A 25992-nucleotide genomic window follows, 5' to 3' on the forward strand; every position below is an offset into this window, starting at 1 on the left:
CCGGTGCGAGCCGGGAGAATGGAGACCATGCAGATGGTTTCCTTCGCGGCTTGGCGGGACGGCGGTGGCCCGCACCCGGGCCGCCGTCCGGCCGGGCGTCACTACGTCACCCTGGCCGAGCTGCTGGTCCGGCTGGGGAGCTACGGGCTCGGGCTGAGGTGGAAGGCCCGGATGGTGGACGAGCGGCACCCGGCCTTCGCCCGGATGGTGCAGGCATCGGCGGACACGGACACCGGGATCCCCACCCTGGAGCTGCTGGCCATGGAGGCGCCGCACCTACAGGCCGTCGACGGGGACTTCGAGGGGTACGCGGGTGGGGAACTCGTGCTGACCTTCCGGGAGTTCGACAGCTCCAGCTGGGACGTCCGTACGGCCGACGCGTGGGTGCTGGGCGAGATCCAGCGGCACTACCCGGACGCCAGGCCCATGACCGCGGACGAATGGGACGGCACGAACTGATCCCGGGGACGGCGTCAGGCGACGGCTTGGTGGAGAGTGGTCCAGAAGTCGTTCATGACGCGCGGTGAATCCGGGGTGGACAGCCCGACCTGGGTGAGCAGGACGCCGGTGATCCGGTGGGTCCTGTCCGCGTGGGCGGCGGTGCCCGTACCGCCGAACCAGCCGAACTGGCCGACGGGCGCGTAGTCGTCGCGTCGGGTGCGCACCGCCATCCCGAAGCCCCAGCCGCCGGCCGAGCCCTGGCCGCAGGACAGGTGGGCGACGTTGCCGAACATGGCTTCCCGAGAGGCGAGTTGATCGGGTGAGAGGCGGTTGGTGGTCATCAGCTCCACGGCCGCCCGGGACAGGATCCGTTCACTGCCGTGCATCCCGTGGTTGAGCAACATCCGGAAGTAGGCGTGGTAGTCGTCGGCGGTGGAGACCAACCCGCCGCCGGCGCCCTGGAACGCGGGTGGCGTGCTGGACCGTCCCCCCACCGCCTCGTCCCACACGGTGAACTCGCCGGTCCGCGGATCGGGCCCGTAGAGGGGCGGCAACCGGTCGATCTTGTCGGCGGGCACGTGGAAGGCGGTGTCCACCATTCCCAGCGGATCGAGGACGCGTTCGCGCAGGAACGCCTCCAACGACCGTCCCGCGACCCGGGAGACGAGCACGCCGACCACCTCGTTGCTCAGGTCGTACTGCCAGCGCACCCCGGGCTGGTACTGCAGCGGCAGTTCGCCGAGGCGCCGCATCCACTCGTCCGGCTCGGGCGCCGGCCCGGAGGCCACGCTGTAGTCGAGGCGCTCGAAGGTCGCCGCCCGGATCGGCGAGGCCATCGACTCGAAGTCCACGCCGAGCCCGAACGTCGAGGACAACAGGTCCCGTACGGTGATCGGCCGCCGCGCCGGCACGGTGTCGTCCAGCGGTCCGTCGGGCCGCCTGAGCACCTGCCGGTCGGCGAGCTCCGGCAGCCACGGGTCCACCGGATCGTCCAGCCGCAGCCGGCACTCGTCGAGGAGCACCATCGCCGCGGCCATCGTGACCGGTTTGGAGGTGGACGCCATCCGGAAGATCGTGTCCCGGCGCATCGGCGCGCCGCCGTCATGACGCATCGTCCCGATCGCTTCGACGTGCGTCCGGCCGCCGCGGCCGACCAGGGCGACGAGTCCCGGAATCCGCCGGGACTCGACGTGCCGTGCCAGCACTTCGCGCAGTCGGCGCAGCCCGTCCTCCGTGAAGCCGTTGTCGTTGGCGTTGTTGGTTGCGGTGCTGTTGCGCGTTCCCATGACGGGTCTCCTCTGGGTGGTGTGTGGTGTGTGGGTGTGCGGGTGTGCCGTGCCGGTTCTCGTGGCGGCCTACGGAGAAACCTGCACCCTTGACCCAGGGTCAAGGTCAATCCCGGAAGCGCAGCGCGCGCGTTATGCTCGCCGGCGACGGCAGTCCCCGACGGGTCGGCGGCCGCCCATGATCTGGAGGTGCGTCGAACCGATGGCGGACGGGCTCACGATCGGCCAGGCGGCCTCGTACGTCGGTGTCACGATCAAGACCGTGCGCCACTATCACCGGCTGGGCCTGGTTGCCGAGCCGGAGCGCGACGGTTCCGGCTACCGCCGTTACCGATCGGGCGAGTTGTTCCGGCTGGTCCAGGTCCGGACCCTGGCCGCGGTCGGCGTGCCGCTGGCCGAGATCGCCGACCTCCTCGACGCCGACCCCGAGGCGTTCGCGGCCACCTTGGGCGACGTCCACCGCCGGCTCACCGAACGGATCGAAGAGCTGACCGAGCGCCGCGACCGGCTGCACCGTCTCGACCACGGGGACCGGGCCCTGCTGCCCGACCGGGCCTGCGCGGTCCTGGATCGGCTCGCCGCACTCGGCTTCGGTCCCGACTACGTGTCCGGGCAACGGGAGGCCCTCGTGCTGGCCCGGGCACTGGTACCGGAGATCTTCGACAACTTCCTCACCCGGCTGGAACGTTCGCTCGATGATCCCGAGTCCGTCGAGCTGACCAAGCGCGGCCTGGACGCCCGGTCCTGGGACCCGGACGACCCGCGGATCGAGGAGCTGGCGTCCGCACTGGCCGACAAGCTGCTCGCCGACCGCACACTGCTGGCGATGCCGACCGGGTTCCGGGACCACCCCGAGACCGCCTCCCGGTACGGGATGGTCAACCACCACCGGGAAGACGGATCACGCTCCATCGCCAGGTTGAACGCGCTGGTCGAGACGGAGCTGCGCGCAGCGGGCATCGCCGTTCCACGTCAGTGACGGCCGCTGCCGGGGCGCGGCCGATCAGCGGCTGCCGTCCGGGGCGTACACGCTGATTTCGCCGTATGCCGACAAGGCGCCGGCCAGGTCACCGGGCTCGTGCCGCAAGGTCGCGTCCAGGAAGGCGAGCGTGGTGGCGGCGACGACCCGGGGGCTCCGGGTACGTCCCAGGGATCCGACGACGGAGGGTACGGGAGGCAGGTACAGGGGGCCGTCCATGAAGGTGAGGTGTGCGGCGCCGGTGACGGTGAGCCGGTAGCTCGTCGCGGTGTTGAGCCTCAGTGCCACCGTGAGGCGGGGGAGGTAACGCGGGTCGGTCCCCGAGGTGATGGCCTGGGTGAGCGCGAGCGTCGGCTGGGCGAGGGCGGGCGAGTCGGGGCCGTGCGGGTAGCCGTCGAGATCGATGACGGCGCCGAACCGGCGGTCCTGCCGCGCCGCCTGTAGCGCGGCGGCGCCACCTATGGAGTGGCCCGCGACCGCGACCCGACCGGTGTCCAGGCGTCCGGTCAGCGGGTCCGCGCTCTCGCCCTGGTCCGGACGGTCCAGCCGCTCCAACCGGGTGCGGACGAAGCCGAGGTCGGCGGCCCGCACGGCCGTCCACCGGGCGGCCAGCTCGGCGTCCTCGTCCCGGTCTCCGCTGGATTCGGTCACGGCCTCGATCGTCCGGCCGTCGGCGAGGACGACGGCGGCGGAGTCGTAGGGGTGGTCGAGGGCGGCGACCACGTAGCCGTGGCTGGCCAGTTCCTCCGCCCAGGCGGTGTTCTGGGTACGCACGCCACCCGACCCGGGGGAGAACAGTACGACCGGGAACCGTCCGCCTCCACCGGCCACGGGGGCGTCGAAGACCGAACGGGTGCGGGCCCGCGGGACGCCGTCGACCAGGAAGTCGGGCAGGCCGACCCCGCGGGCGAGGGCGCGCGAGACGGTGCGCGCCTCGTGCTCCGTGCGTCCGAGGTACTGGGCCGGCCGCGCGCCCGCGGGGCTCTCCCGGGCGGGGTACCAGAACTGGACCACGACGGTGCGCAGGTCGTGCGGGTCGGCGGTGAAGGTCTCGGGGCGGCGCGGGTCGGTCCACTGCACCACCCGGGTGCCCACCGCGTACTCCCCCGACGGCTCGGGGAACTCGGGGACGGGGAAGGCCCAGGCGGCCACCGGCCCCGTGGCGATGAGGCCGAGGCAGGCCGCCGATCCCGGCAACGCCAGCCACCAGCGGGCCCGCCGGGCGGGCCGGGCGGTGTGGCCGGTACGGCCGGCGTGGCGGTGCCGGGACAGGCGCGGCAGTCCTGTCGATCGGAGGAGGGGCGAGAGGGCGAACGGCAACGCGACGGCGCCGCCCGCCAGTACCGGCACCATCTGCCAGCGGATCCCCGACGTCACGCCCAGCACGATCGCGGACGGCACGAGCACCACCCCCGCCGCGAGCACGACGGGTGGGCGGGCGGCAGTGGGGAGCCAGCGCGCCATCACCAGCGCGGCGGCGCCCAGCAGGGCAAGGACTTCCAGGGGCGACAGGTACAGCCCCGCGACGGTCTCGTTCACCCGGCCATGTTCGGCGCCGGGCGTGCGCCGACGCATCGGTCCCGGGTCGCCCCAGAAGGTGACCGGGGTCGCAAACCGACGCGGTCCCCGTGCGACCGGAAGGGCAATCGATCGGGTCGGGTCAGCGGCCTCCTTGCAACCGCAGGAGGTACCGCGACTCCTCCTGTGGTCGTAGCCCGCCGCCGCGCCGTCAGACGCTGGACTCATGTGCTGCGCGCTCCGGCGGCCTACGGTGACGGAGCCGCCGGAGCGTCGGAGCGCCGGAGTTCCGCAGGTCCGGAGTTTCCGCAGGTCCGGAGCGCTGGAGCGCCGCGGCCGAATCGACGGGACGTGTGATGACCGAGGTCGTGGGGCGCCGGTACCGGGGTTTGCGGCTGCCGCCGGTGGTGGGGGACGCGCTGCTGCCGGCGCTCCTCCTCCTCAACGTCGTGACCACCCGGGCGCCGCGCGAGCTGCCGGTGGCCGCGGCCCTCACGACCGCCCTCGTGCTGCCCCTGGTGTGGCGGCGCCGGGCTCCCCGCACGGTGTTCGGCGCCGTGGCGGCCGCGGCCTTCGTCCAGTGGCTGATGGACGTCCCGCTGCCGGCGGACATCGCCCTGCTGGTGGCCCTCTACACGGTGGCCGCGCGCGCGGACCGGCGCGGCACGCTGATCGCCGCCGCCGTCGCGGAGGGCGGGGCCCTGTTCGCCTGCCTGAGCTGGGCGACGGACGGCGCGTTCCTGACCCCCTTCGTCGCGGTGACCGCGATGGTCGTCGCCGCCGCGGTCCTGGGGGTGAACGTACGGACCACGCGCGCCTATCTCGCAGCCGTGGAGGAACGGGCGGCACGCCTGGAGCGGGAACGGGACCAGCAGGCGCGACTGGCCGCCGCCGAGGAGAGGGCCCGCATCACCCGGGAGATGCACGACATCGTCACCCACAACCTGTCCGTCATGGTCGCGCTCACCGACGCCGCCGTGTACGCGCAGCACCGCTCGCCCGACAGGTCCACCGCCGCGATGCGCCAGGCTTCCGAGACGGGCCGGCAGGCCCTGACCGACATGCGGCGCTCGCTGGGGATCCTGCGGGCCGACGAGCCGGACGGCGAACCGGGCGCGGAGCGCCACCCGTTGCCGGGCATCGCACAACTGGAAGCGCTCGCCGGCCAGATGTGCGCCGCCGGGCTACCGACCCGCGTCGAGGTCCACGGCGAGCACGGCCACGTACCGGCCACCGCACAACTCACCGTCTACCGCCTGGTACAGGAAGCCTTGACCAACAGCCTCAGACACACACCCCCCGGCACGCACGCGAGGGTCCGGATACGGTGCTCGACCGGCGCGGGAGCGGGGGCCGGGACGGGAGCGGGGGCCGGGACGGGCGCCGTGACCGCGGTCGGAGCCGGGAACATCACCGTGGACGTCACCGACGGCGGCCCCGGCCTGCCCGGCACCGTCCCGGCCGGCCACGGCATCCCCGGCATGCGCGAGCGCGCGGCCGCCTACGGGGGGACGCTGGAGGTCGGACCGCTTCCGGGCGGCGGCTGGGGAGTCCGTACGTGCCTCTTCCTCGGCAGCGGCGCAGGGGCGTCCGCATGACGATCCGCATCCTGATCGCCGACGACGAAGCACTGCTGCGCATGGCATTCGGCACGGTCCTGGAGGCCCAGCCCGACATGGCGCCGGTCGGCGAAGCCGCCGACGGGGCCCAGGCCGTACGCCTCGCCCGGGAGCTGCGCCCCGATGTCGTCCTCATGGACGTCCGGATGCCCGGGACCGACGGGATCGAGGCGACCCGGCAGGTCGTCCGGGTCTCGCCGCGGAGCAGGGTGCTGATCCTCACCACCTTCGACCTGGACGAGTACGCCTTCGCCGGACTCAGGGCCGGAGCGTCCGGCTTCCTGGTGAAGAACACCAGGCCCGAGGAGCTGCTCGCGGCGATACGCAACGTGGCCGCGGGCGACGCGGTGGTCTCCCCGCGGATCACCCGCCGCCTGTTGGAGGACCTGCGCCCGCACATCCCCGACGGCAGCGCCGCGGAGCGCACCCAGCGACTGAACCGGCTCAGCGCCCGTGAGCGCGAGGTGCTCGTCCAGGTCGGCGCCGGCCGGTCCAACACCGAGATCGCCGCCGCGCTCGACCTCGCGGAGGCGACTGTGAAGTCCCATCTGGGGCGCATCCTGCACAAGTTGGAGCTCCGCGACCGGATACAGGCCGTGGTCTTCGCCTACGAGAGCCGCCTCGTCCACCCGGCATGACGCACCCGCCGCCCGCCGCGACGACCTCTGCCCCTGGCGGGAACATCGCGGGAGGATCACTGCGGCGCGAACAGCGGCCGGACGGTGCGCACGGCCAGTTCGCGCAGCCAGGCGTGGGCGCGGTCGTCGTCGTAGCGCTGGTGCCAGAGCAGGTACAGGGGGACGTCGGGCATCTGGAGCGGCGCCGGCAGCGGCAGCGTGACCAGGCCGAGTCGCTCCCGGGCGGTGCGGGTGACCGCGTCCGGCAGGGTGACGACCAGGTCGGTGCCGAGTACGAGTCGCAGGGCGAAGGCGGAGGTGGGCCCGGAGGCCACGACGCTGCGTTCGAGGCCGCCCGTCGCCGCGAGGGCGTCGTCGATCGGGTCGCGCAGGTTCCCGCGCCGCGAGACGGTGAGGTGCTCGGCGGCCGCGTAGCGCTCGGGGGTCAGCGCACCCGCGGTGAGCGGGTGGCCCGGGCGGAAGACGACGACCAGCCGGTCCCTGCCGACCAGGCGGCGGCGGACGTCCGGGAGCGACGGAGCACCGGCACTCGATTGGAGGTCGACCTCGCCCCGGCGCAGCTCCGGGGTGTCGGTGCCCGGCTCGGCGGACATCCGCAGCTGGACGCCGGGGGCTTCGCGACGGACGGCGCTGATCAGGGCCGTGCCGCACGCGGCGGTCAGGGCGTCGTGCCAGCGCACGGTGAAGACCCGCTTCAGGCCCGCCAGGTCGAGCTCCTGCTGCGCGGCGAGGAGTTGGTGCGCCTGCTGCACGAGGGTGTGGACCTGGGCGCGCATGGCGAGCGCGCGAGTGGTGGGGACCATGGTGCGACCGGTGCGTACGAGGATCTGGTCGCCGGTGGCCTTGCGGATGCGCCCCAGCGAGCGGCTCATCGCGGGGGCGGTGACGTGCAGACGGGCAGCGGCGCCGGCGACGCTGCCCTCTTCGAGGAGGGCGTCCAGGGCGGTGAGCAGGTTCAAGTCCAATTGCATGGCAGTAACTCTATAAGTGCAGAGCATGCACTTGTCGTTAATCGTCCGGGGCCATAACTTTCGGAGTGCGGCAAGGGGAACAGCGCAAGTCGCCCCCGGCGCCGCCCGATTGACCGACGTACGGACCGAACTCAGGGAGCCCGCCATGAGCACTGCCACTGCCACTGCCACAGCCACTGCCACTGCCACTGCCGCAGTCACCGCCACCGCCGCAGTCACCGCCACGTTCCTGTCCGAGGTGACCGCCGTGGTGAGGACCGCCGGCCTGATCCTGCTGGACCGCTTCACCCCGCATGCCCGGGGAGTGAGCCTGGAGGAGGTCGTGGCGGAGATCCACGCCAATGACGACGCGGTGCTGGACGTGCTCCGGGAGCCGCTTCTCCAGGCCCGGCCGGGGTCGCAGTGGGCGGAGGACGAGTTGGCCGGTGGCGCGCTGCCGGCGGGGGAGTGGTGGGTGGTCGACCCCGCCGAGGGCAACATCAACCACGTCCACGGCATGTCGGACTGGGCCGTGACCGCCACCCTGGTCCGGGACAACCACCCGGTGCTGACGGTCGTCCACCTGCCGCTGACCGGTGACACCTACACCGCTGTCGCCGGCGGCGGCGCCCACCTCAACGGTCACCCGCTGAAGGTGTCCGCCAAGGCCGACCTGGGTGCGGCCCTCATCGGTACCGGCCAGGCCAAGCCCGGCGAGGACGAGGCGACCTTCCGGCGGATCGGTGACTCGGTCACCGCCATGCTCGTCAACGGCCTGGTGGTACGGGTGTCCGTGCCGGCGACGATGCAGCTCATCCACGTCGCCGCCGGGCGGATGGACGCGTTCTGGCAGTTCTCCGACGTCCGCTCCGGCCTGGTCGCCGGCGCCCTGTTGGTCGCCGAGGCCGGCGGCACCGTCACCGACCTGGCGGGCGAAGCCTGGAGCACCGCCAGCCGCGACTTCCTGGCCGCCGCCCCCGGCCTCCACCAGGCCACCCTCGACATCCTCCAGCCGATCGCCTGACGCAGCCCCCTCCTCCTCACCCTCCCCTCCCCCCTCAACAGCACAAGGAGCACCACCCCATGACCACCATCGGCATCCTCGGCACCGGCCGAGTGGGCACCAACCTCGCCACCAAGCTCGCCGCGGCCGGACACCACGTCACGCTCGGCGGCCGCACCCCGGAGGAGAACGCCGCCCGCGCCACCGGGCTCTCCGAGCGGATCTCCTTCGCCGACCAGCGCACCACCGCCCGCACCACGGACATCGTGATCAATGCGACCCCCGGCGACAGCGCCCTCGACCGCCTGGCCGACCTGCGCACCGAACTCGCCGGCAAGATACTCATCGACGTCTCCAACGCCACCCACGACGCCGAGGACGGGCTCCCGGGCGACCTCCTCTACCCCGGCAGCAGCCTCGCCGAAAGACTCCAAGCCGCACTCCCCGACACCCGGGTCGTCAAGACCCTCAACACCATGCTGTTCATGGTCATGACCGCTCCCGAGACCCTGACCACCCCACCGACCGCCTACCTCTCGGGCAACGACGACGAGGCGAAGAAGACCGTTACCGACCTCCTCGCGGACCTGGGCTGGCAGCCCGCCCGGATCGAGGACCTCGGCGACATCACCACGGCCCGCGCCACCGAAGCCATGGTCCTCCTCGTCCCCCACATCCTGCGCCGCAACGGCTTCGCCCCCTTCGCCATCTCCCTGGCCCGCTGACCCGCCCACCGGCTCATGCCTGCTCAGGGGGCGGCTTGAGCCGGGGGAGCGGTGTCGGCGAGGATCGCGTGACGGGCGGCGAGCGCGGCGGCGAGCAGGCCTTCGTCGAGCATCATCTCGCCGTCCCGGGTGGAGTCGTTGACCGGGATCCGGGTACGTCGATCGATCAGTGCCGTCAGCGCGGGCAGCGCGGGCAGCGCATGGCGGCCCATGCGCGCAAGTCCCTCCGCGTAGTACTCGCCGATGCCGTAGGCATCGAGGTGCGGTGTCATGAGGGCGAGGACACGGGGCGCGGCGGTGGGGCCGGCGTGCCGCAGCCACAGCGGGGCGCACACCCCCTGCATGCGCCCGGGCCGTTTGAACGTGAGGTTGTACAGCTGGGCAGCCTGGCGGAAGGTCAGCGGGCCTGCGTCCAGCAAGGCTCCGAAGAGCTCGGGGGCGTGGTGGAGCCGACCGGTGTCCACGGGCTTGGCCCGCAGGACCGCGCCGGCGGTGGCGCTGTCGTACGTCGGCCTCTGCGTCGGGCTCGAACTGCCGAAAAGGTGACGGGGTCGGGGATACGGGGTGACGGCGACCGTGGCGAACAGTGCGCCGTGTGCGCGCATCGCGGCGCGCGAGACGGAGGCGGTCGTGAGGGCTTTGGCCATGGCAGGGCTGACTTCTGGTCCGCAGTGGCGGACGAGGAGCGGTAGGAGTGCGACCGGGGCGGCCCGCCAGTGGTGACAGGCCTCCCGGGCCAAGCCGGCGCCGATGTCACGGGTGGTGGGGTCGCCCAGGAGTCGCGCCACCAGGGCGTGGACGTGACGCTCGCGCCCCAGGTCGCACAGGACCCGGCCCCAGCGCCGACCGACGCGGTCCAGGTGGATCGCGGCCGCACGGGCATCGGCGAGCAACGCCCCATCGAGCGAGGGCCATTGGGGTGCCGGGGCAACGCGCAGGGCCTCCAGGCGGACGAGGAAGCGTACGGAGGGCAGGGGGTCGTCCCGCAAGTGGGCGAGGGAACCCTGGAGATGATCGGCGAGGACAGTGCGCACCACGGGCTCGGTGAGTTCGCCGAGCGCCCGGAGCCCGACGTCCCGACCGCCGGCGCGCACGACGAGGTGCGCGGCTCGGCGGCGTACCTCTTCATCGGGGTCGGTGAGTCGCGCGAGCGCGGCCGCGGCGGCTTCGAGCCACGGGCTGCCTGCCTCGGCGTACGACAGGAGGTCCAGAGCCTCTCGACGTACGAACGCATCGTCGGAGTGCGAGAGTTGGAGCAGCCGGCGGGGTACGGGGCCGGTGCGGTCGGCGCGTAGCGCGTCGATGACCGTGATGCGGGAGGGGTGGGCGGCCGTCGTGGCGTGTCCCGCGGACACGGCCTCGTCCAGCCACTTCACCGGACGGGGCGGTGGCCGCCCTTCCGTGCGCGGAGGTGAGTCATACGGGCGATGATGTCACGCGCGACGACTCCTGGGCCAGGGCATCGGCCGTCGTGGGGGATCGCGGGTCAGGCCGTCTCCTGGCGCTGGGGCGTCCTTCGTGTCCTGACCCCGACGATGACGAGTGCCAGCCCCGTGGCGACGATGCCGAGATAGGCGGCGGGCGGAAGGTCGACGACCTTGTGCAGCCAGCCCCACTCCGTGTCGAAGAAGGTCTGCGAGGCGAAGCCGACGAGCCCCTGGGCTCCTACGACGTAGCCGATGCTTTCGAGGGTGTATCCGATGGTTGTTCGCACGGATCAACCCTCTCGTGGTGGCGCCCGGAGAGCGTCCTCCGCAGGGCCCGAAGCGCGGTAGGCCGAAAGGTGTAGTCGCCCCAGGGGCCCCTCGCCCTTCGCCCGCTGAGCGTCGGGACTGCCGGTGCGCGACACGCCTCAAGAACACGCCCGCCATATGCCCTTGCGCAATGGTCAAGAGTCGTTGACCATTACTCGCATGCCAATCGATGATCTTCCCGAGACGTTCCACGTCACCACCGACGAGCAACTGCGCGCCGTCTCCAACCTCACGCGCCACCGGATCATGGCCGTGCTCCGCTTCGAGCCGGCGACGATCACGCAGATCGCCGAGCGGGTGGGCCTCGCGAAGGGGAGTTCCAGCTATCACGTGCGGCTGCTGGAGCGGGCCGGCCTGGTGAAGGTGGTACGGACCCGCAAGGTCCGCGGGGTCACCGAGCGGTACTACGCCATGGCCGCGCGGGCGATCGTGCTGCCGGACACGGGCGAGGGGGGCCCGGATGTGCTGATGCGGCACGCGGTGGCGGACCTGGAGGCGGCGCCGGCGGATGCCGAGCGGCACGTGCGGATGGCGCACCTGCGGCTCACCGAGGAGCAGTTCACGGCGTTGGGCGAGCGTTTGCAGGCGCTGGCGGACGAATACCGTCAGCTGTCCGATCCGTCGCTCCCGGATGCGTCGCTCGTCTTCGCGCTGTTCCACCCGGCGGCGCGCCAGCAGGTGGAGGGGAAAACCAAGTGAGCTCGGACATACAGAAGTTGCCGGCCGGGTTCGGGCGGCTCTGGACCGCGCAGACGGTGTCCTCGCTCGGTGACGGGGTGATGCACGCCGCGCTGCCCCTGCTCGCGCTGACCTTGACGCGGGATCCGATGGCGCTCGCCGTCGTCACGGCCGCCGGAACGCTGCCCTGGCTGCTCTTCGGCGTGCTCGGCGGCGCGCTGGTGGACCGCTGGGACCGTCGGCGCACGATGTGGGTCGCGGATGCGGCACGGGCGGTACTGCTCGCGGTACCCGTGGTGGCGGCGGCGCTCGACGTGCTGAGCATTCCGCTGCTCGCGGCCGTCGCCTTCCTCCTCGGCATCGGCGGACTCTTCTTCGACACGGCCGCCACGGCCTATCTGCCGGACCTGCTCCGGCGCGATCCCGCACTCCTGGAGCGCGCCAACTCCCGCTTGCGCGGCGCCCAGACGGCCATGTCGGGCTTCGCGGGTCCGCCCGCGGGCAGTGCGCTGCTCGCGCTCGGGCGGGCGGTTCCGCTGCTCGCCGACGCGGTGTCGTTCATGGTCTCCGCCCTGCTCGTACGTACGCTGCCCGCCGTGCCCCGGCCCGTGCCGGAGGTCCGCGAGTCGCTGCTCCGGCAGGCGCGGGCGGGGGCCTCGTACGTCTTCCGGGACCGGTTGCTGCTCGGGCTCGCGCTGCGCCCGGCCGTCGGGAACGTCGCCTTCCTCGCCGTGGAGACCGTACTCGCCCTCTTCGCCCACGACCGCCTCGGCGTCGACACCTTCGGCTTCGGCCTGCTCCTGACGGCGGAGGCCACCGGCGGCCTGCTCGGAGCGGGCATCGCCTCCTACCTCGGCCGACGACTGGGCACCGGCACCGCGCTGACCTGCACGGCCACCGTCGAAGGGCTGGCGATCCTGGGCCTGGCCGCTGCCCCGAACGCGTACGTCGCCGGGCTGGCGCTCGCCGTCTGCGGGGCCGGCATGGGGGCCACGATGGTCCTCGGCCCCTCCCTCCGGCAGGCGATCGTGCCGGCCCACCTGATGGGGCGGGTCGCCTCCACCTCCCGCATGCTGGCCATGTGCGCCGCCCCCATGGGGGCCTTCCTCGGCGGCTGGCTCGCCACCGCCTTCGACCTCCGTACCCCGCTCTACGCCGCGGCCGGCATGCTCCTGGCGATGACGGTCGTCACCGCGTCCATGACCAACAATCGGCGGGTCGAAGCGGCGCTGAGCGCCGCCGCCCGGGACGATGCTCCCGTTCACCCGGCACCCAAGGAACCCGTCCGGGAGGGTGCGTCCCAGGACGTGTGACGGGCCCTGTGGACAGCGGATCAGCGCAGGCGGCCGAGCAGCTCGAAGGTCTCGGCGCGCCGGTTCCAGGCGATGACGGCCAGCGGCACCATGAAGAGGAACGGGGTCCCGGCGTTCTCGCCGTGCATCGCGGTGAGCTGGGTGACGAAGGCGCACGCCAGGAAGACGATCAGGGCCGTGGCGGCCGGCCCGGCCAGCCGTCGGACCAGCAGCCCGACCGCTCCGGCCAGCTCCACCAGCCCGGTCAGGTACATGAACCAGTGGCCCACGCCGATGGCGTCGGAGACGGTGGTCGCGGCGGGGAGCGCCAGCAGCTTGGGCAGCGCGCTGGCCAGGGCGAAGAAGAGCGCGAGCAGGATGCGCAGCGTCCAGACCACCCGGTTCGCGGACCGGCCGGACTTGCCGGACTTCGTGGCCGAGGGGGTGGCGGTAGCGGCGGAGGCGGTCGTAGCCGGCGTCGTGGTGGCGGTGGTGGCGGCGGTGTTGGACATGTGAGGTCTCCCTGGTCGGCTGTCGTGGCTTCCTCAGGTTTGACCGCCGCCACCGACCGAACTCATCGGTCCCGGTGGAGGAATCTCCGGCAGTTCTGCCCCGGGCCGGGGTCGGGCCAGGGCTTCAGCTGTTGATGCAGGTGCTGCCGCCGGCGGGGTTGAGCAGGGCGAGCACGTTGAGGGTGTTGCCGCAGACGTTGATCGGGATGTGGATCGGAACCTGGATCACGTTGCCCGACAGGAGGCCCGGAGAGTTGGCGGCGACGGCGGAAGCGCCCGCATCGGCCGACGCCGCGGTCGCTCCACCGACGACGGCCATGCCGACGGCGATCGCGAGGGCTGCGCTCTTCAGAAGACGAGACATGAGGGGCTCTCCTTGTTGCTCCAATGACGCCTGGGCGCCAGCGGCCCGGTACCGGGCCGCACCCCCTCTTCGGCACGGCACCGCAGTACGGTTCGGCCCCAGCCGGTCCGTTCACCCGAAGGGGGCCGTGCGTGACGGCATCCGGCCCAAGGGGGGAGCGTCCGGCGGCCCCACGGGTAAGGCCACGGCTACGGCCGCGCGGGCGCGACGGCCTCGTTGTAGGCCTTCCAGATCAGCGGCGGGAAGGCGCTGCCCCGCTCGGAATCGGGGCCGCCCACACCCTGCATCGGCAGCAGCTGCGGGACGTCGGGCTTCGTGCGGAACATCGCGACCGAGGTGCTCAGGTCCGGCGTCACGCCGATGAACCAGGCGGAGTTCATGCGGTCGTTCGGACCGGTCCTGCCCGCCCAGGACGGAACGAAGGTGTTTGCGTCCTTCGGCGGTCCGAGGGCGGTCCAGCTCACCTGGCGCAGCGCCGAGCCGACGGCCGCGGCCGTGTCGGCGCTGACGGCCCGCCGCGGCTTGCCCGGACCGAAGCCGCCGTCCACCGCGACGCCGTTCCGCTCGACCTTGGTCACCGAGTAGGGGTCGGCGGCCCGGCCCTGGTTGACGAAGGTCGTGTAGGCGCTGGCCAGCCGGACGGCGCTGGGCGTGGAGGTGCCGATGGAGAACGTCGGCTCCAACTTGGCCATGCTCTCCTCGCGCAGCCCCGACGCGACCGCCACCTCCTTGACCGTCTTCAGCCCGATCTTCTTGCCGATCTCCACGAACGGCGTGTGGTCGGAGTTCACCAGGGCCGCGTGGAGGGCCACGGACGACGTCGACGGCCCTGCCGGTTCGGGCTTGGGGGGAGCGGGGCCCGAAGTGGCGGCGGGGCGGTTCTTGCCGTCGGACTCCTGCTCCAGGGCAGCTGCGTACACGAAGGGTTTGAACGCCGAGGCCGCCGGCACGCCCGAGGTGTCCGCGTTGTTGGTGAAGTGCTCGATCGCGTCGGAGCCGCCGTAGACCGCGATGACCGCTCCGTCCTTGGGGCGGATCGAGGCGGCGCCGACCTGCACGTGCTCGTCCTCCGCGCGCTTCTTCGGGTCGAGGCGCTCCGCGCGCACTTGCTCGACGGCCTTGGTCAGCGCCAGCACCTTGTCCTTCTCGAAGGTGGTGTGGACGTTGTAGCCACCACCGGCCAGGTCCTTGTCCGTGATCCCGCTGCGGCTCTTGAGGTACTTGTTGGCGATGTCGACGAGGTAACCGGTCTGCCCCGCCTGGCTGGTCGGCTTGACGGGAGACTTCGGCTCGGGGAACTTCGTGTACTTCGCGCGTTCCTCGGCGCTCATCGAACCCGTGGTGACCTGCCGGTCCAGGATCCAGCTCCAGCGGTCCTCGGCCCGCTGGTGGTTGTCGGCGCTGAGGGACGGGTCGAAGCTCTCCGCGCCCTTGAGCACCGCCGCCAGCAGGGCGCCCTGACCGGGGTTCAGGTCCTTGGCGGGGATGCCGTAGTAGGCGTACGAGGCTGCCTGGACGCCGTACGCGTCGCGGCCGAACCAGGAGGTGTTGAGGTACCCCTCCAGGATCTCCGCCTTGGGACGCTGGTTGCTGATCTTCAGGGAGAGGAAGAGTTCTTTGACCTTGCGCGTGACGGTCTGGTCCTGGCTCAGGTAGGAGTTCTTCACGTACTGCTGGGTGATGGTGGAGCCGCCCTGGGTCTCCTTGCCCTTGAAGATGTTGACGGCGGCGCGCCCGATGCCCGTCACCGAGACGCCCGAGTCGCTGTAGAAGTCCGCGTTCTCCGCCGAGATGACGGCGCCCTGGACGGAGTCGGGAACCTGGGCGAGCTTCACGTCCTGCCGGTTCACATTGCCGACGCTCACCATCCGGCTGCCGTCCGCCCAGTAGTAGACGGTGGCCTGGCGGCTCGCCGAGTCGTGCGGGTCCGGTATCTCGACCTGTATGTAGACGGTGATGAAGAGGCCGGTGAGGGCGGCGACGAAGAACAGGAACAGGCCGCAGACGAGCTTCCAGGAGGGCGTCCAGCGCCGCCAGCCCCGCCGGCCGCGCCGGGGGAAGTCGATGAGACGGCGACGGACCTTCCTACGGGCTGACCTGCGTCTCTCCGCTCGCCCCGGCGGGCGCCCGGTGCGTTGCGGACCTTCCGTTCGCTCGTCGCTCCCAGTGGTGTCCGTACTGCCGGTGTCATCCGCGCGGCGTTTGTGGGGCAGCCTCATGGGGGATGCGGACCTCCTCGATCGCGAGCCGTCGCTTCGGGGCGGCGACGGACTCGGCCGGGAAGATGATCACATCGCGGTCGTGGTTGGTTCGTTCACAAAATCTTCAAATGCGGCACGGGACTTAGATCGCGATCTATCGGGTGAGATGGGCAAATCGCCTACTGTCGGCGGTGGTTACCGGCGGTCACCATTCGACATCTGGGCGGCGGCGGTTCGCCTCAGCGCGTACGCGACGTCGCCCTGGGCGGCGACCAGTCCGGCGAGCACGTCCAACGTCCCGGCCAGGACGAGCAGTCCGCGACCCCGACCAGCACCGCCCGGGACTCGCTCGGGCGCAACGCACGCATGATCGGGTCGGGCCGCATCCAGTTCTTCGAGCCTCTGTTTGATCTCCTCGGGGTCCGAGCCCGTCACCGCGAAACGCCGCTACGGCGATCGGTGTGTGCCGACCAGGTGGGCGGCCTCCTCGTCCAAGTGCTGGAGCAGGGCCTGTAGGGCGGGGGTGCGGGTGCGGTGCGACGCTTCCGTCGTGCCCACCGTCCGGCTCACCGAGGGGAGGTCGACCGGCAGGGCCGCCAGGCGTTCGTCGTCGCGCAGCACCAGCTCGGGCAGCAGCGCCACCATGGTCGTCTGGAGCAGCAGGGCGCGCATCGTCAGGATCGACGTGCACTCCACCCGGTCCACCGGGAGCGCCAGGCCCTGTTCCACGAACAGGGCCTCCAGTTCCTGCCGCAGTGCGGTCTGTTCCACCGGCAGGATCCACGGGTACTCCAGCGCGTCCAGCAGCGAGAGCGGCGCGGCCTGCGTACCCACCGGTGGCCGTGGGTCCAGGAGGGGGTGTCCGGCGCGGACCGCCAGCATGATCCGCTCCCGGTACAGCATCCGCTGGTGCAGCCGCTCGCCCTCCTTCGGCGCCGGGCCCACCCGACCCACGATCACGTCCAACTCGCCGCCGAGTAGGGCGGGATGGAGTACGTCGACGGTCCCCTCGCGGACGACCACGGTCAGCCGCGGGCGCTCCTGCTTCAGGCGGGCGATGGCCCGGGGGAGCAGCACGTTCGCACCGGCCAGCAGCGTCCCCACCGTCACCGTGCCTTCGTGGCCCTGCCGCAGGCCGTCCAGGTGCTCACCGGCCCGACGGACCTCCGTGATCACCGCCCGCGCGTGTCCGGTCAGCGCCTCCCCGTAGACGGTGGGGCGCATGCCGCGCGGCTCGCGCACGAACAACGGCAGGTCGGCGATGGCCTCCAGCTCCCGCAGGGTACGGGTCGCGGCGGGCTGCGTGAGGTGCAGCGCCTGCGCCGCCCGCGCCACGCCCCCGTGCTGCACGATCGCGACCAGGAGCGTCAGGTGCCGGAACTTCAACCGGCCGTCCAGCAGGTCCATCGGGGCAGCCCCTTTCAGGGGGTTCTCTCCACGGGGCGTGTCGCATCGGGGCGCAGTGCTGGCCGGTTCCCAGCTGTTTTGCAGGCCGCATCCGACCCTTCCATATCTGAACCGGTATGGGAACCACGTGATTTGGCATTGGTTGGGCATACCGATGTCGGCGCATGATGTCCGCACGATCCGGGGTCCAGAACCGAAGCCCCCGGCCTGCTAGGGGAGGTCTGCAAGGTGAGCGCACCTGTGCGGCATTACGTGGGAGGCGGCTTCGACGCGTCGGGCGATCCGTTCCCGCTCGTCGATCCGGTCAACGGACGCACCGTCGGCGAGGTGCCCTCGGCCCCCGTCGAGGTCGTCGACCGCGCGGTGCGCGCCGCCCGGGAGGCGCTGCGCGGGCCGTGGGGCACGTGGAGCCCCGCCGACCGGGCCCGGGCACTGCACCGCATCGCCGACGGCATCGAGCGGCGGTTCGAGGAATTCGTCGCCGCGGAGTGCGCCGACACCGGAAAGCCCCGCGAGCTCGCGGCCGGCGTCGACATCCCGCGGGCCATCGCCAATTTCCGCGCGTACGCCGAGCTCCTCGCCGGGCGCAGCGAGCGGTCCTGGCACACCGGGACCCCCGACGGGCGGGGCGCGCTCAACTACACCGTGCGCAAGCCGCTCGGCGTGGTCGCGGTGATCTCGCCCTGGAACCTGCCGCTGCTGCTGCTCACCTGGAAGGTCGCGCCCGCCCTGGCGATGGGCAACACGGTCGTCGCCAAGCCCTCCGAGCTCACGCCCGGTACGGCCTGTCTGCTGGCCGAGGTGACCGCCGAGGCCGAACTGCCCGCCGGGGTCTTCAACCTCGTGCACGGCCCGGGCGCCGACGCCGCCGGCCAGTGGCTCACCGAGCACCCCGGCGTGGACGCGATCGCCTTCACCGGCGAGTCCGGCACCGGCACCACCATCATGCGCGCCGCCGCGGCCCGCCTCGCGCCGGTCTCCTTCGAGCTGGGCGGCAAGAACGCGGGGCTGGTCTTCGCCGACGCGGACCTGGACCGGGCCGTCGCGGGCACACTCCGGTCCGCCTTCACCCACAGTGGCCAGGTATGCCTGTGCACCGAGCGGCTGTACGTCGAGCGCTCGGTCTTCGACGAGTTCGCCGAGCGGCTCGCCGAAGGGGCGCGGGCGCTCAGCGGCTACGGGCCGATGATCTCCGCCGCCCACCGCGACAAGGTGCTCGGCCACGTGGCCAAGGCGGCTGCCGACGGCGAGGTGCTCGCGGGAGGCGGCGCGCCGAGCTTCGGCGACGAGCGCGACGGTGGCTTCTTCGTCGAGCCGACCGTGCTGACCGGACTGCCCGAGGACCACCCGGCGGTGCGCGAGGAGATCTTCGGCCCCGTCGTGCACTTGGCGCCCTTCGACACCGAGGCGGAGGCGCTCGCCCTGGCCAACGCCGGCCCGTACGGCCTTGCCGCCACCGTGTGGACCGACGACCTCGCCCGCGCCCACCGGGTCGCCCCCGCGCTGGAGGTGGGCATCGCCTGGGTCAACACCTGGAACCTGCGCGACCTGCGCACGCCCTTCGGCGGCGTGAAGTCCTCCGGGATCGGTCGCGAGGGCGGCGACCACTCCCTCGACTTCTTCTCCGAGCCGATGAACGTGTGCGTGAAACTGTGACCCACCGCCCTGTTGCGGCAGCCCCCGCCCCAGCCCCCGTCCCCGCCGCCACGCCCGCCGCCCTGGCGCGGGCCGCCGAGCTCCTCGACCGGGCGCGCCGTACCGGGGTGCCCTGCGCCCCCGTCCGTGACGTCCTGCCGGTCGGCGACCTGGACAGCGCCTACGCCGTCCAGGCCCTGCTCACCGACCGCCGCCTCGACGAGGGCCGGCGCATCACCGGCTGGAAGGTCGGGCTCACCTCGGCCGCCGTACAGGCGCAGCTCGGCGTGGACACCCCTGACTTCGGCGCCCTGTTCGACGACACCGCTGTACCCGACGGCGCCGACCTGCCCTGGGGCGCCGTGCTCCAGCCCAAGGCGGAAGCCGAGGTCGCGCTCGTCCTGGAAGGCGACCTGGACCACGAACGGCACACCGTCGCCGACGTCATCCGGGCCACCGCCTTCGTGCTGCCCGCCATCGAGATCGTCGGCAGTCGCATCCGCGACTGGGACATCACCGCCGTCGACACCATCGCCGACAACGCCTCCAGCGGCGCGTACGTCCTCGGCAACCGGCCCGTACTGCTCCGCGACCTCGACCTGCGCACCGCCGGCATGGTCCTGGAGCTGCGCGGTGAGCCCGTCTCCACCGGCGCCGGCGCCGCCTGCCTCGGGAATCCGCTGCACGCCGCGGTCTGGCTCGCCGACACGCTCGTACGCCTGGGGCGTCCGCTGCGGGCGGGGGACACCGTGCTCACCGGCGCACTCGGTCCCATGGCTGCAGTCGCCCCCGGCGACGTGCTCGAAGCGCGCATCGAGGGCCTCGGCTCGGTCCGCGCGGCCTTCGGGTCCGACCCGGCGCAGGCACCGGCGGGGGAGGCCCGATGAGCCGCACCCCCGCCCGCACCCACACCCCCACCGGCCTCGACGTCGGCGCCCTCGCCGAGCGGCTCGACACCGCCGCCCTCGACGCCCGCACGGTCGCCGGCGGGAGCACCGGGCTCACCACCACCGACGAGGCGTACGCCGTCCAGCGGGCGCTGGTGGCCCGGATGACGGCGCGCGGCGAGCGGATCACGGGCTTCAAGCTCGGTTTCACCAGCCTCGCCAAGATGCGGCAGATGGGGGTGTCCGACCTGATCCACGGTCGGATCACCGACCGGATGCACATCACCGACGGCGGCCGGTACGACGTCTCGGGTCTGATCCATCCGCGGGTCGAGCCCGAGGTCGCCTTCCTGCTCGGGGACACCCTCGTCCCCGGCGGGGACCCGGTGGCCGCCGTCGCCGCGGTGGCCCCGGCACTGGAGGTCATCGACTCGCGGTACGACGGCTTCGCCTTCTCCCTGCCCGAGGTCATCGCCGACAACACCTCCGCCGCCGGCTACGCCGTGGGCCCGTGGACCGCCGCGGGCGAGCTGACGCACCCCGGCGGCCTGGCCAACCTCGGCGTGCTGCTGGAGATCGACGGGCGTCCGGCCCAGTCCGGTTCGACCGCCGCGATCCTGGGGCACCCGCTGCGGGCCCTGGCCGCCGCGGCCCGGCTCGCCGGGGAGCTGCCCGCCGGGACCGTGATCCTCGCCGGCGCGGCGACCGCCGCCGTACCGCTGCCGCCCGGCACCCACGTACGGGCCACGGTCGCCACCCTCGGCAGCGTCCGGTTCAGCACGGCCCCCACCGCCACCACCCCTTCCGCTACGAAGGAGTCCGCATGATCGTCCCCGGCGCCGCGGAGCCCCGTGGCCGTTTCCCGCACCTGCGCCGGGCCGGCGACCTCGTCTACGTCTCCGGCACCAGCTCGCGCCGCCCCGACGGCACCATCGTCGGCGCGGCCGCCGACCCGATGGGCGTCACCGACCTGGACGTCCGGGCCCAGACACGGGCCGTCATCGAGAACATCGGCGCTCTGCTCGGCGCCGCCGGCGGCGGCCTCACCGACCTGGTCTCCGTCACCACCTACCTCGTGAACATGAACGACTTCGGCGGCTACAACGAGGTCTACGCGGAGTACTTCGACGAGGACGGACCGGTGCGCACCACCGTCGCCGTCCACCAACTCCCCCACCCCCACCTGCTGATCGAGATCAGTGCCATCGCCCACCTGCCGCAGGAGCTGCACGCATGACCGCGACCCCGTTCAACCTCCACGCCTGGATCGAGGAACATCGCCACCTCCTCCGACCGCCCGTCGGCAATGTCCAGATCTGGCAGGACGCCGACCTGATGGTGACCATCGTCGGCGGCCCCAACCGGCGCACCGACTTCCACGACGACCCGATCGAGGAGTTCTTCTACCAGTTGGAGGGCGACATGGTGCTGCGGGTCATGGACGAGGAGGGCAGACCCCCGCGCGACATCCACATCCGTCAGGGCGACGTCTTCCTGCTGCCGCCGCACGTACGGCATTCGCCGCAGCGCCCGGAAGAGGGCAGCATCGGCATGGTCGTCGAGTTCGCCCGCCCCGAGGGCAGCCTCGACGCCTTCGAGTGGTACTGCACGCGATGCCACCACCTGGTGCACCGCAGCGAGGTGCAGCTGACCTCGATCGTCGACGACCTGCCGCCGATCTTCAACGCCTTCTACGCCGACGAGGCCGCCCGCACCTGCGGCAACTGCAAGGCCGTGCACCCCGGCAAGGAGTGGCCCGAGGAGATGCGCCCGCGGACCCGGCGGGACGGGGCGGACGCATGACCGTCGTCGACATCCACGCCCACGTCTTCCCGGAGATCACCCGCGCCCGGTCGCGGAGCCTCACCGGGTCCGACGAGGCCCCCTGGCTGCGGACCTCGGACGGTCCGGACGCCGGGATGATGATGGCCGGCGCCGAAGAGTACCGGCCGGTGGGGCGCACGCTGTGGGACCCCGCCGCCCGCGTCGCGGACCTCGATCGCCTCGGGGTGGCGGTGCAGGTGCTGTCCAGCACCCCGCTGATGTTCGGCTACTCGCTGCCCGCCGATCGAGCCGTCGACTGGTGCCGGGCCGTCAACGAGGGGCTGCTCGCGTACAGTTCGTACGCTCCCGACCGGTTGGCGCCCCTGTGCCAGGTGCCGCTGCAGGACACGGAGGCGGCCTGCGCCACGCTCTCCGAGGCGATGCGCCAGGGTTTCCGCGGCGTCCACATCGGCAATCACCTCGGCGACCGCGACCTGGACCACGGCGCCCTGGTGGAGTTCCTCGCGCACTGCGCCGACGAGGGCGCCGCCGTCCTCGTCCACCCCTGGGACCTGCCCACCGGACCGCGGTTCTCCCGCTACATGCTCGCCTGGCTCGCAGGGATGGCGGCCGAGACCCACCTGACGATCCTGTCGCTGATCCTCTCCGGCGCCTTCGAGAGGCTGCCCGCCTCGCTGCGGCTGCTGTTCGCGCACGGCGGCGGCAGCTTCCCCTACCTGCTGGGCCGCGCCGACAACGCCTGGCACCGCCGGGACCTGGTGCGCGCCGACAGTCCGCGCCCGCCGTCCGCCTACACCGACCGGTTCTCCGTCGACTCGGCCGTCTTCGACCCGGGCGCGCTGCGCCTGCTGGTGGACGTGATGGGTGCGGAGCGGGTACTGCTCGGCTCGGACCACCCCTTCCCGCTGGGCGAGGAGGACATCGGCCGGCTGGTGCGGGAGAGCGGGCTGACCGCGGACGAGAAGGAGGCGGTGCTGGGCGGCAACGCCGTCCGGTTCTTCGGGCTGGAGGACCTGGTGGGGGACCGGCCCCCGGACCGCGCCCCGGACCGCACCGCACACGACATGGAGAAGGAGGCCGCGCGATGAAGGCCGCCGTCATCGGCTCCGGCAACATCGGCACCGATCTGCTCGTCAAACTGATCCGCGGCCGGGGCGTGGTCACCGCCGCCGCGATGATCGGCATCGACCCCGACTCCGAAGGGCTCGCCCGCGCCCGCCGCCTCTCCGTCCCCACCAGCGCCGACGGAGTGCAGGGCCTCATCGCCCTGGACGGTTTCGACGACATCGACATCGTCTTCGACGCCACCTCCGCCGCCGCCCACCGCGCCAACGCCGCCGCCCTCGCGCCCCACGGCAAGACGCTCATCGACCTGACCCCCGCGGCCATCGGCCCGTACGTCGTCCCGTCGGTCAACCTCGACGAGCACCTGGACGCCGCGAACGTCAACATGGTCACCTGCGGCGGCCAGGCCACCATCCCCGTCGTCGCCGCCGTCTCCCGCGTCGCCCCGGTCCACTACGCCGAGATCGTCGCCTCCATCGCCTCGCGCTCCGCGGGACCCGGCACCCGGGCCAACATCGACGAATTCACGGTGACCACCGCCCGTGCCATCGAGCAGGTCGGCGGCGCGACCCGCGGCAAGGCCATCATCGTGCTCAACCCGGCCGAACCACCGCTCCTCATGCGCGACACCGTGCACTGCGTCGTCGACGACTGCGACACCGACCGCGTCGCCGACTCCGTGCGCGAGATGGCCGCGTCCGTCGCCGCCTACGTCCCCGGCTACCGGCTCAAGCAGCAGCCCCAGTTCCGCACCCTGGCCGCCGACGACCCCCTGGTCGGGCTCGCCGGCGCGGGCCGCCTCCTGGTCTCGGTGTACCTGGAGGTCGAGGGCGCCGCCCACCACCTGCCCGCCTACGCCGGAAACCTCGACATCATGACCGCCGCCGCGCTGCGCACCGCCGAGCGCCTGGCCGAACGGAGCCCGGCCCGATGACCCGCGTCTACGTCCAGGACGTGACCCTGCGCGACGGCATGCACGCCGTCTCCCACCGCTACACCGTCGACCAGGTCCGCGCCATCGCCGCCGCGCTCGACGCGGCCGGCGTCGACGCCGTCGAAGTCGCCCACGGCGACGGCCTGTCCGGCTCCTCCGTCACCTACGGACCCGGCGCCCACACCGACTGGGAATGGCTGGAGGCGGCCGCCGACGTCCTGCGGCGCGCCCGGCTCACCACGCTCCTGCTGCCCGGCATCGGCACCGCCGAAGACCTGCGCCGCGCCCACGCGCTCGGCGTCACCTCCGTACGCGTGGCCACCCACTGCACCGAGGCCGACATCTCCGCCCAGCACATCGGGCTCGCCCGCGAGCTGGGCATGGACGTCGCCGGCTTCCTGATGATGTCCCACCTCGCCGATCCCTCCGAACTCGCCCTCCAGGCACGGCTGATGGAGTCGTACGGGGCGCACTGCGTGTACGTCACCGACTCCGGCGGCCGCCTCACCATGGACGGGGTCCGCGACCGGGTCCGCGCCTACCGCGACGTCCTCGAACCCGGCACCGAGATCGGCATCCACGCCCACCACAACCTCGGCCTCGGCGTCGCCAACAGCATCGTCGCCGTCGAGGCCGGCGCGCACCGGGTCGACGCCTCGCTCGCCGGACAGGGCGCCGGCGCCGGGAACGCCCCGCTGGAACCCGTCGTCGCCGTCTTCGACCTGCTGGGCTGGGAGCACGGCTGCGACCTCTTCCCGCTCACCGACGCCGCCGAGAACCTCGTACGCCCCACCCAGGACCGGCCCGTGCGCGTCGACCGCGAGACGCTGACGCTCGGCTACGCCGGGGTGTACTCCAGCTTCCTGCGGCACGCCGAGACCACCGCCGCCCGGCACGGCCTGGACACCCGCGACCTGCTCGTCGAGGCGGGCCGCCGCAGGCTCGTCGGCGGGCAGGAGGACCTGCTCACCGACATCGCGCTCGACCTGCGCCGGGAACCCGGCGCGGACGCCCCCACGCTCACCCCCACCCCGGCCCCCGCCCACAGCGCCACCCCTTCCTGTACGGAGGACGTACCCGCATGTTGAAACAGCGCGCCGCCGAGCTGGACTCCGCCGATCCGATCGCCCACGTGCGCGACCGCTTCACCCTCCCCGAGCACGTCGTCTACCTCGACGGAAACTCCTTGGGCGCCCTGCCCACCGCCGTCCCCGCCGCGGTCGAGGACGCCCTGCACCGCCAGTGGGGCACCGACCTGATCCGCTCCTGGAACGCGAATGGCTGGTGGGACGCCCCTGTCCGCACCGGCGATGCCATCGGCCGCCTCGTCGGCGCCGCCCCCGGTCAGGTCGTCGTCGGCGACTCGACCAGCGTCCAGCTCTTCAACACCCTGCTCGCCGCCGCCCGCATGCGCCCGGGCCGCCAACTGCTGCTCACCGACCCGGACCACTTCCCCACCGACCAGTACGTCGCCGACTCCGTCGGCCGGCTGCTCGGCCTCGACGTCCGCCGGGTCCCCGCCCGCGAGGCCGCGGGGGTGCTGGCCGCCGAGGGCGATCGGGTCGCCGTCGCCGCGTACGCCCCCGTCGACTACCGCACCGGCGAGCTGTACGACATGGCGGCCCTCACCGCCGCCGCCCACGCGGCCGGGGCACTCGTGCACTGGGACCTCTGCCACGCCGCCGGCGCGCTGCCCATCGAACTCGACGCGATCGGGGCCGACTTCGCGGTGGGCTGCGGTTACAAGTACCTCTCCGGCGGTCCCGGCGCCCCCGCCTTCGCCTACCTGGCCCACCGGCACCAGGAGGACTTCGACCATCCCGTCACCGGCTGGCACGGGCACGCGCGGCCGTTCGCGATGTCCGGTACGTACGCCCCGGCACCCGGCATCACCCGCGCCCGCATCGGCACCCCGCCGCTGCTCTCGTTGATCGCCCTGGAAGCGGCGCTCACCGCCTACGACGGCGTCGACATGGCGGCCGTACGCACCAAGAGCCTGTCCCTGACGGGCTTCTTCCAGGAATGTGCCGACGCGCTCCTCGACGGCCTCGGCTTCACCATGGCCACCCCGCGCGACCCCGAACGCCGCGGCAGCCAGGTCGCGCTGCGCCACCTGGAGGCGTACCCGCTGGTCGCCGCCCTCACCGCGCGCGGCGTCATCGGCGACATGCGGGCCCCCGACCTGCTGCGCTTCGGCTTCAACGCGCTCTACCTCACCCACGCGGACGTACTGCACGCCGTACGCGAGCTGCGCGACATCGCGACGACGTCCGCCCACCGGGCCCCGGAGTTCCAGCAGCGCCCCACCGTCACCTGAGG

26 protein-coding genes are annotated in these 25992 nt (G+C 72.6%); 17 read left to right on the top strand and 9 right to left on the bottom strand.

Translation table 11 applies throughout. The features are described 5' to 3' along the window. Nucleotides 1-27 precede the first annotated feature (27 nt). Nucleotides 28-459, top strand: coding sequence for a hypothetical protein (locus ACIBEA_RS22670; RefSeq protein WP_399263626.1), 432 nt, complete (start codon nucleotides 28-30; stop codon nucleotides 457-459). A gap of 14 nt (nucleotides 460-473) precedes the next feature. Here the strand turns inward: ACIBEA_RS22670 and ACIBEA_RS22675 are convergent, their stop codons facing one another. Next, nucleotides 474-1727, bottom strand: a complete 1254-nt coding sequence (locus tag ACIBEA_RS22675) for a serine hydrolase domain-containing protein (RefSeq protein WP_399263628.1) — start codon at nucleotides 1725-1727, stop codon at nucleotides 474-476. Between the two features lie 202 nt (nucleotides 1728-1929). Here ACIBEA_RS22675 and ACIBEA_RS22680 point away from each other — a divergent pair, with 202 nt between their 5' ends. Continuing rightward, nucleotides 1930-2706, top strand: a complete 777-nt coding sequence (locus ACIBEA_RS22680) for a MerR family transcriptional regulator (protein ID WP_399263630.1) — start codon at nucleotides 1930-1932, stop codon at nucleotides 2704-2706. 24 nt (nucleotides 2707-2730) lie between these two features. Here the strand turns inward: ACIBEA_RS22680 and ACIBEA_RS22685 are convergent, their stop codons facing one another. Then, a complete protein-coding gene (locus ACIBEA_RS22685; RefSeq protein WP_399263632.1) occupies nucleotides 2731-4281 on the bottom strand; it encodes an alpha/beta hydrolase family protein in 1551 nt (516 codons plus the stop codon). Between the two features lie 299 nt (nucleotides 4282-4580). Here ACIBEA_RS22685 and ACIBEA_RS22690 point away from each other — a divergent pair, with 299 nt between their 5' ends. Both ACIBEA_RS22690 and ACIBEA_RS22695 read left to right on the top strand, forming a co-directional pair. Beyond that, the gene (locus ACIBEA_RS22690) at nucleotides 4581-5822 is read left to right on the top strand and encodes a sensor histidine kinase (protein ID WP_399263634.1); all 1242 of its coding nucleotides are present in this window, start codon (nucleotides 4581-4583) and stop codon (nucleotides 5820-5822) included. After that, the gene (locus tag ACIBEA_RS22695) at nucleotides 5819-6481 is read left to right on the top strand and encodes a response regulator (RefSeq protein ID WP_399263636.1); all 663 of its coding nucleotides are present in this window, start codon (nucleotides 5819-5821) and stop codon (nucleotides 6479-6481) included. The genes ACIBEA_RS22690 and ACIBEA_RS22695 overlap by 4 nt, the downstream gene beginning before the upstream one ends. Nucleotides 6482-6537: 56 nt before the next feature. Here the strand turns inward: ACIBEA_RS22695 and ACIBEA_RS22700 are convergent, their stop codons facing one another. Next, entirely contained in the window at nucleotides 6538-7452 is a 915-nt protein-coding gene (locus ACIBEA_RS22700) for a LysR family transcriptional regulator (protein WP_399263638.1), read from the bottom strand. Between the two features lie 145 nt (nucleotides 7453-7597). Here ACIBEA_RS22700 and ACIBEA_RS22705 point away from each other — a divergent pair, with 145 nt between their 5' ends. Both ACIBEA_RS22705 and ACIBEA_RS22710 read left to right on the top strand, forming a co-directional pair. Next, nucleotides 7598-8455: an inositol monophosphatase family protein gene (locus ACIBEA_RS22705; RefSeq protein WP_399263640.1), complete on the top strand. Its 858-nt coding sequence runs from the start codon at nucleotides 7598-7600 to the stop codon at nucleotides 8453-8455. A 59-nt stretch (nucleotides 8456-8514) separates the two neighbouring features. After that, nucleotides 8515-9159, top strand: a complete 645-nt coding sequence (locus tag ACIBEA_RS22710; protein WP_399263642.1) for an NADPH-dependent F420 reductase — start codon at nucleotides 8515-8517, stop codon at nucleotides 9157-9159. A gap of 23 nt (nucleotides 9160-9182) precedes the next feature. Here the strand turns inward: ACIBEA_RS22710 and ACIBEA_RS22715 are convergent, their stop codons facing one another. Further along, a complete protein-coding gene (locus ACIBEA_RS22715) occupies nucleotides 9183-10535 on the bottom strand; it encodes a hypothetical protein (protein ID WP_399263645.1) in 1353 nt (450 codons plus the stop codon). 110 nt (nucleotides 10536-10645) lie between these two features. After that, a complete protein-coding gene (locus ACIBEA_RS22720) occupies nucleotides 10646-10873 on the bottom strand; it encodes a hypothetical protein (protein WP_399263647.1) in 228 nt (75 codons plus the stop codon). Nucleotides 10874-11072: 199 nt separating this feature from the next. On the opposite strand from ACIBEA_RS22720, the gene ACIBEA_RS22725 reads away from it, so the two are divergent. Both ACIBEA_RS22725 and ACIBEA_RS22730 read left to right on the top strand, forming a co-directional pair. Continuing rightward, a complete protein-coding gene (locus tag ACIBEA_RS22725; protein WP_399263649.1) occupies nucleotides 11073-11612 on the top strand; it encodes an ArsR/SmtB family transcription factor in 540 nt (179 codons plus the stop codon). Continuing rightward, nucleotides 11609-12904, top strand: coding sequence for an MFS transporter (locus ACIBEA_RS22730; protein WP_399263650.1), 1296 nt, complete (start codon nucleotides 11609-11611; stop codon nucleotides 12902-12904). The genes ACIBEA_RS22725 and ACIBEA_RS22730 overlap by 4 nt, the downstream gene beginning before the upstream one ends. A 20-nt stretch (nucleotides 12905-12924) precedes the next feature. On the opposite strand, the gene ACIBEA_RS22735 is transcribed toward ACIBEA_RS22730, so the two are convergent. From ACIBEA_RS22735 to ACIBEA_RS22750, 4 genes are all read right to left on the bottom strand, one after another. Beyond that, complete coding sequence (locus ACIBEA_RS22735; RefSeq protein WP_399263652.1) at nucleotides 12925-13395, bottom strand: DoxX family protein; 471 nt, start codon at nucleotides 13393-13395, stop codon at nucleotides 12925-12927. Between the two features lie 124 nt (nucleotides 13396-13519). Next, nucleotides 13520-13759, bottom strand: a complete 240-nt coding sequence (locus ACIBEA_RS22740; RefSeq protein ID WP_399263654.1) for a chaplin — start codon at nucleotides 13757-13759, stop codon at nucleotides 13520-13522. 188 nt (nucleotides 13760-13947) lie between these two features. Further along, on the bottom strand, nucleotides 13948-15978 hold the full coding sequence (locus tag ACIBEA_RS22745; RefSeq protein WP_399263656.1) for a transglycosylase domain-containing protein: 2031 nt from the start codon (nucleotides 15976-15978) through the stop codon (nucleotides 13948-13950). Between the two features lie 429 nt (nucleotides 15979-16407). After that, on the bottom strand, nucleotides 16408-17367 hold the full coding sequence (locus tag ACIBEA_RS22750) for a LysR substrate-binding domain-containing protein (protein WP_399263658.1): 960 nt from the start codon (nucleotides 17365-17367) through the stop codon (nucleotides 16408-16410). Nucleotides 17368-17595: 228 nt separating this feature from the next. Here ACIBEA_RS22750 and ACIBEA_RS22755 point away from each other — a divergent pair, with 228 nt between their 5' ends. The 9 genes from ACIBEA_RS22755 to kynU all read left to right on the top strand — a co-directional run bounded on the left by ACIBEA_RS22755 (nucleotide 17596) and on the right by kynU (nucleotide 25990). Continuing rightward, entirely contained in the window at nucleotides 17596-19023 is a 1428-nt protein-coding gene (locus ACIBEA_RS22755; protein WP_399263660.1) for a 2-hydroxymuconic semialdehyde dehydrogenase, read from the top strand. Nucleotides 19024-19085: 62 nt separating this feature from the next. Continuing rightward, nucleotides 19086-19889, top strand: coding sequence for a 2-keto-4-pentenoate hydratase (locus ACIBEA_RS22760; protein ID WP_399263954.1), 804 nt, complete (start codon nucleotides 19086-19088; stop codon nucleotides 19887-19889). Next, on the top strand, nucleotides 19886-20716 hold the full coding sequence (locus tag ACIBEA_RS22765) for a 2-keto-4-pentenoate hydratase (RefSeq protein WP_399263662.1): 831 nt from the start codon (nucleotides 19886-19888) through the stop codon (nucleotides 20714-20716). Before ACIBEA_RS22760 ends, ACIBEA_RS22765 begins: the two co-directional genes overlap by 4 nt. Further along, the gene (locus ACIBEA_RS22770) at nucleotides 20713-21126 is read left to right on the top strand and encodes a RidA family protein (protein WP_399263664.1); all 414 of its coding nucleotides are present in this window, start codon (nucleotides 20713-20715) and stop codon (nucleotides 21124-21126) included. The genes ACIBEA_RS22765 and ACIBEA_RS22770 overlap by 4 nt, the downstream gene beginning before the upstream one ends. Beyond that, nucleotides 21123-21692 carry a 3-hydroxyanthranilate 3,4-dioxygenase gene (locus ACIBEA_RS22775; RefSeq protein ID WP_399263666.1) on the top strand — a complete coding sequence of 190 codons (570 nt, stop codon included), beginning with the start codon at nucleotides 21123-21125 and terminating at the stop codon, nucleotides 21690-21692. Before ACIBEA_RS22770 ends, ACIBEA_RS22775 begins: the two co-directional genes overlap by 4 nt. Next, nucleotides 21689-22762, top strand: coding sequence for an amidohydrolase family protein (locus ACIBEA_RS22780; RefSeq protein WP_399263668.1), 1074 nt, complete (start codon nucleotides 21689-21691; stop codon nucleotides 22760-22762). Before ACIBEA_RS22775 ends, ACIBEA_RS22780 begins: the two co-directional genes overlap by 4 nt. Next, complete coding sequence (locus ACIBEA_RS22785) at nucleotides 22759-23673, top strand: acetaldehyde dehydrogenase (acetylating) (RefSeq protein ID WP_399263671.1); 915 nt, start codon at nucleotides 22759-22761, stop codon at nucleotides 23671-23673. Before ACIBEA_RS22780 ends, ACIBEA_RS22785 begins: the two co-directional genes overlap by 4 nt. Further along, complete coding sequence (dmpG, locus tag ACIBEA_RS22790) at nucleotides 23670-24761, top strand: 4-hydroxy-2-oxovalerate aldolase (RefSeq protein ID WP_399263673.1); 1092 nt, start codon at nucleotides 23670-23672, stop codon at nucleotides 24759-24761. The genes ACIBEA_RS22785 and dmpG overlap by 4 nt, the downstream gene beginning before the upstream one ends. Continuing rightward, complete coding sequence (gene kynU / locus ACIBEA_RS22795) at nucleotides 24755-25990, top strand: kynureninase (protein ID WP_399263674.1); 1236 nt, start codon at nucleotides 24755-24757, stop codon at nucleotides 25988-25990. Before dmpG ends, kynU begins: the two co-directional genes overlap by 7 nt. Nucleotides 25991-25992: the final 2 nt, after the last annotated feature.

It is taken from the genome of Streptomyces sp. NPDC051555 (assembly GCF_044454405.1).
In the GTDB taxonomy this organism is placed as follows: Bacteria; Actinomycetota; Actinomycetes; order Streptomycetales; family Streptomycetaceae; genus Streptomyces.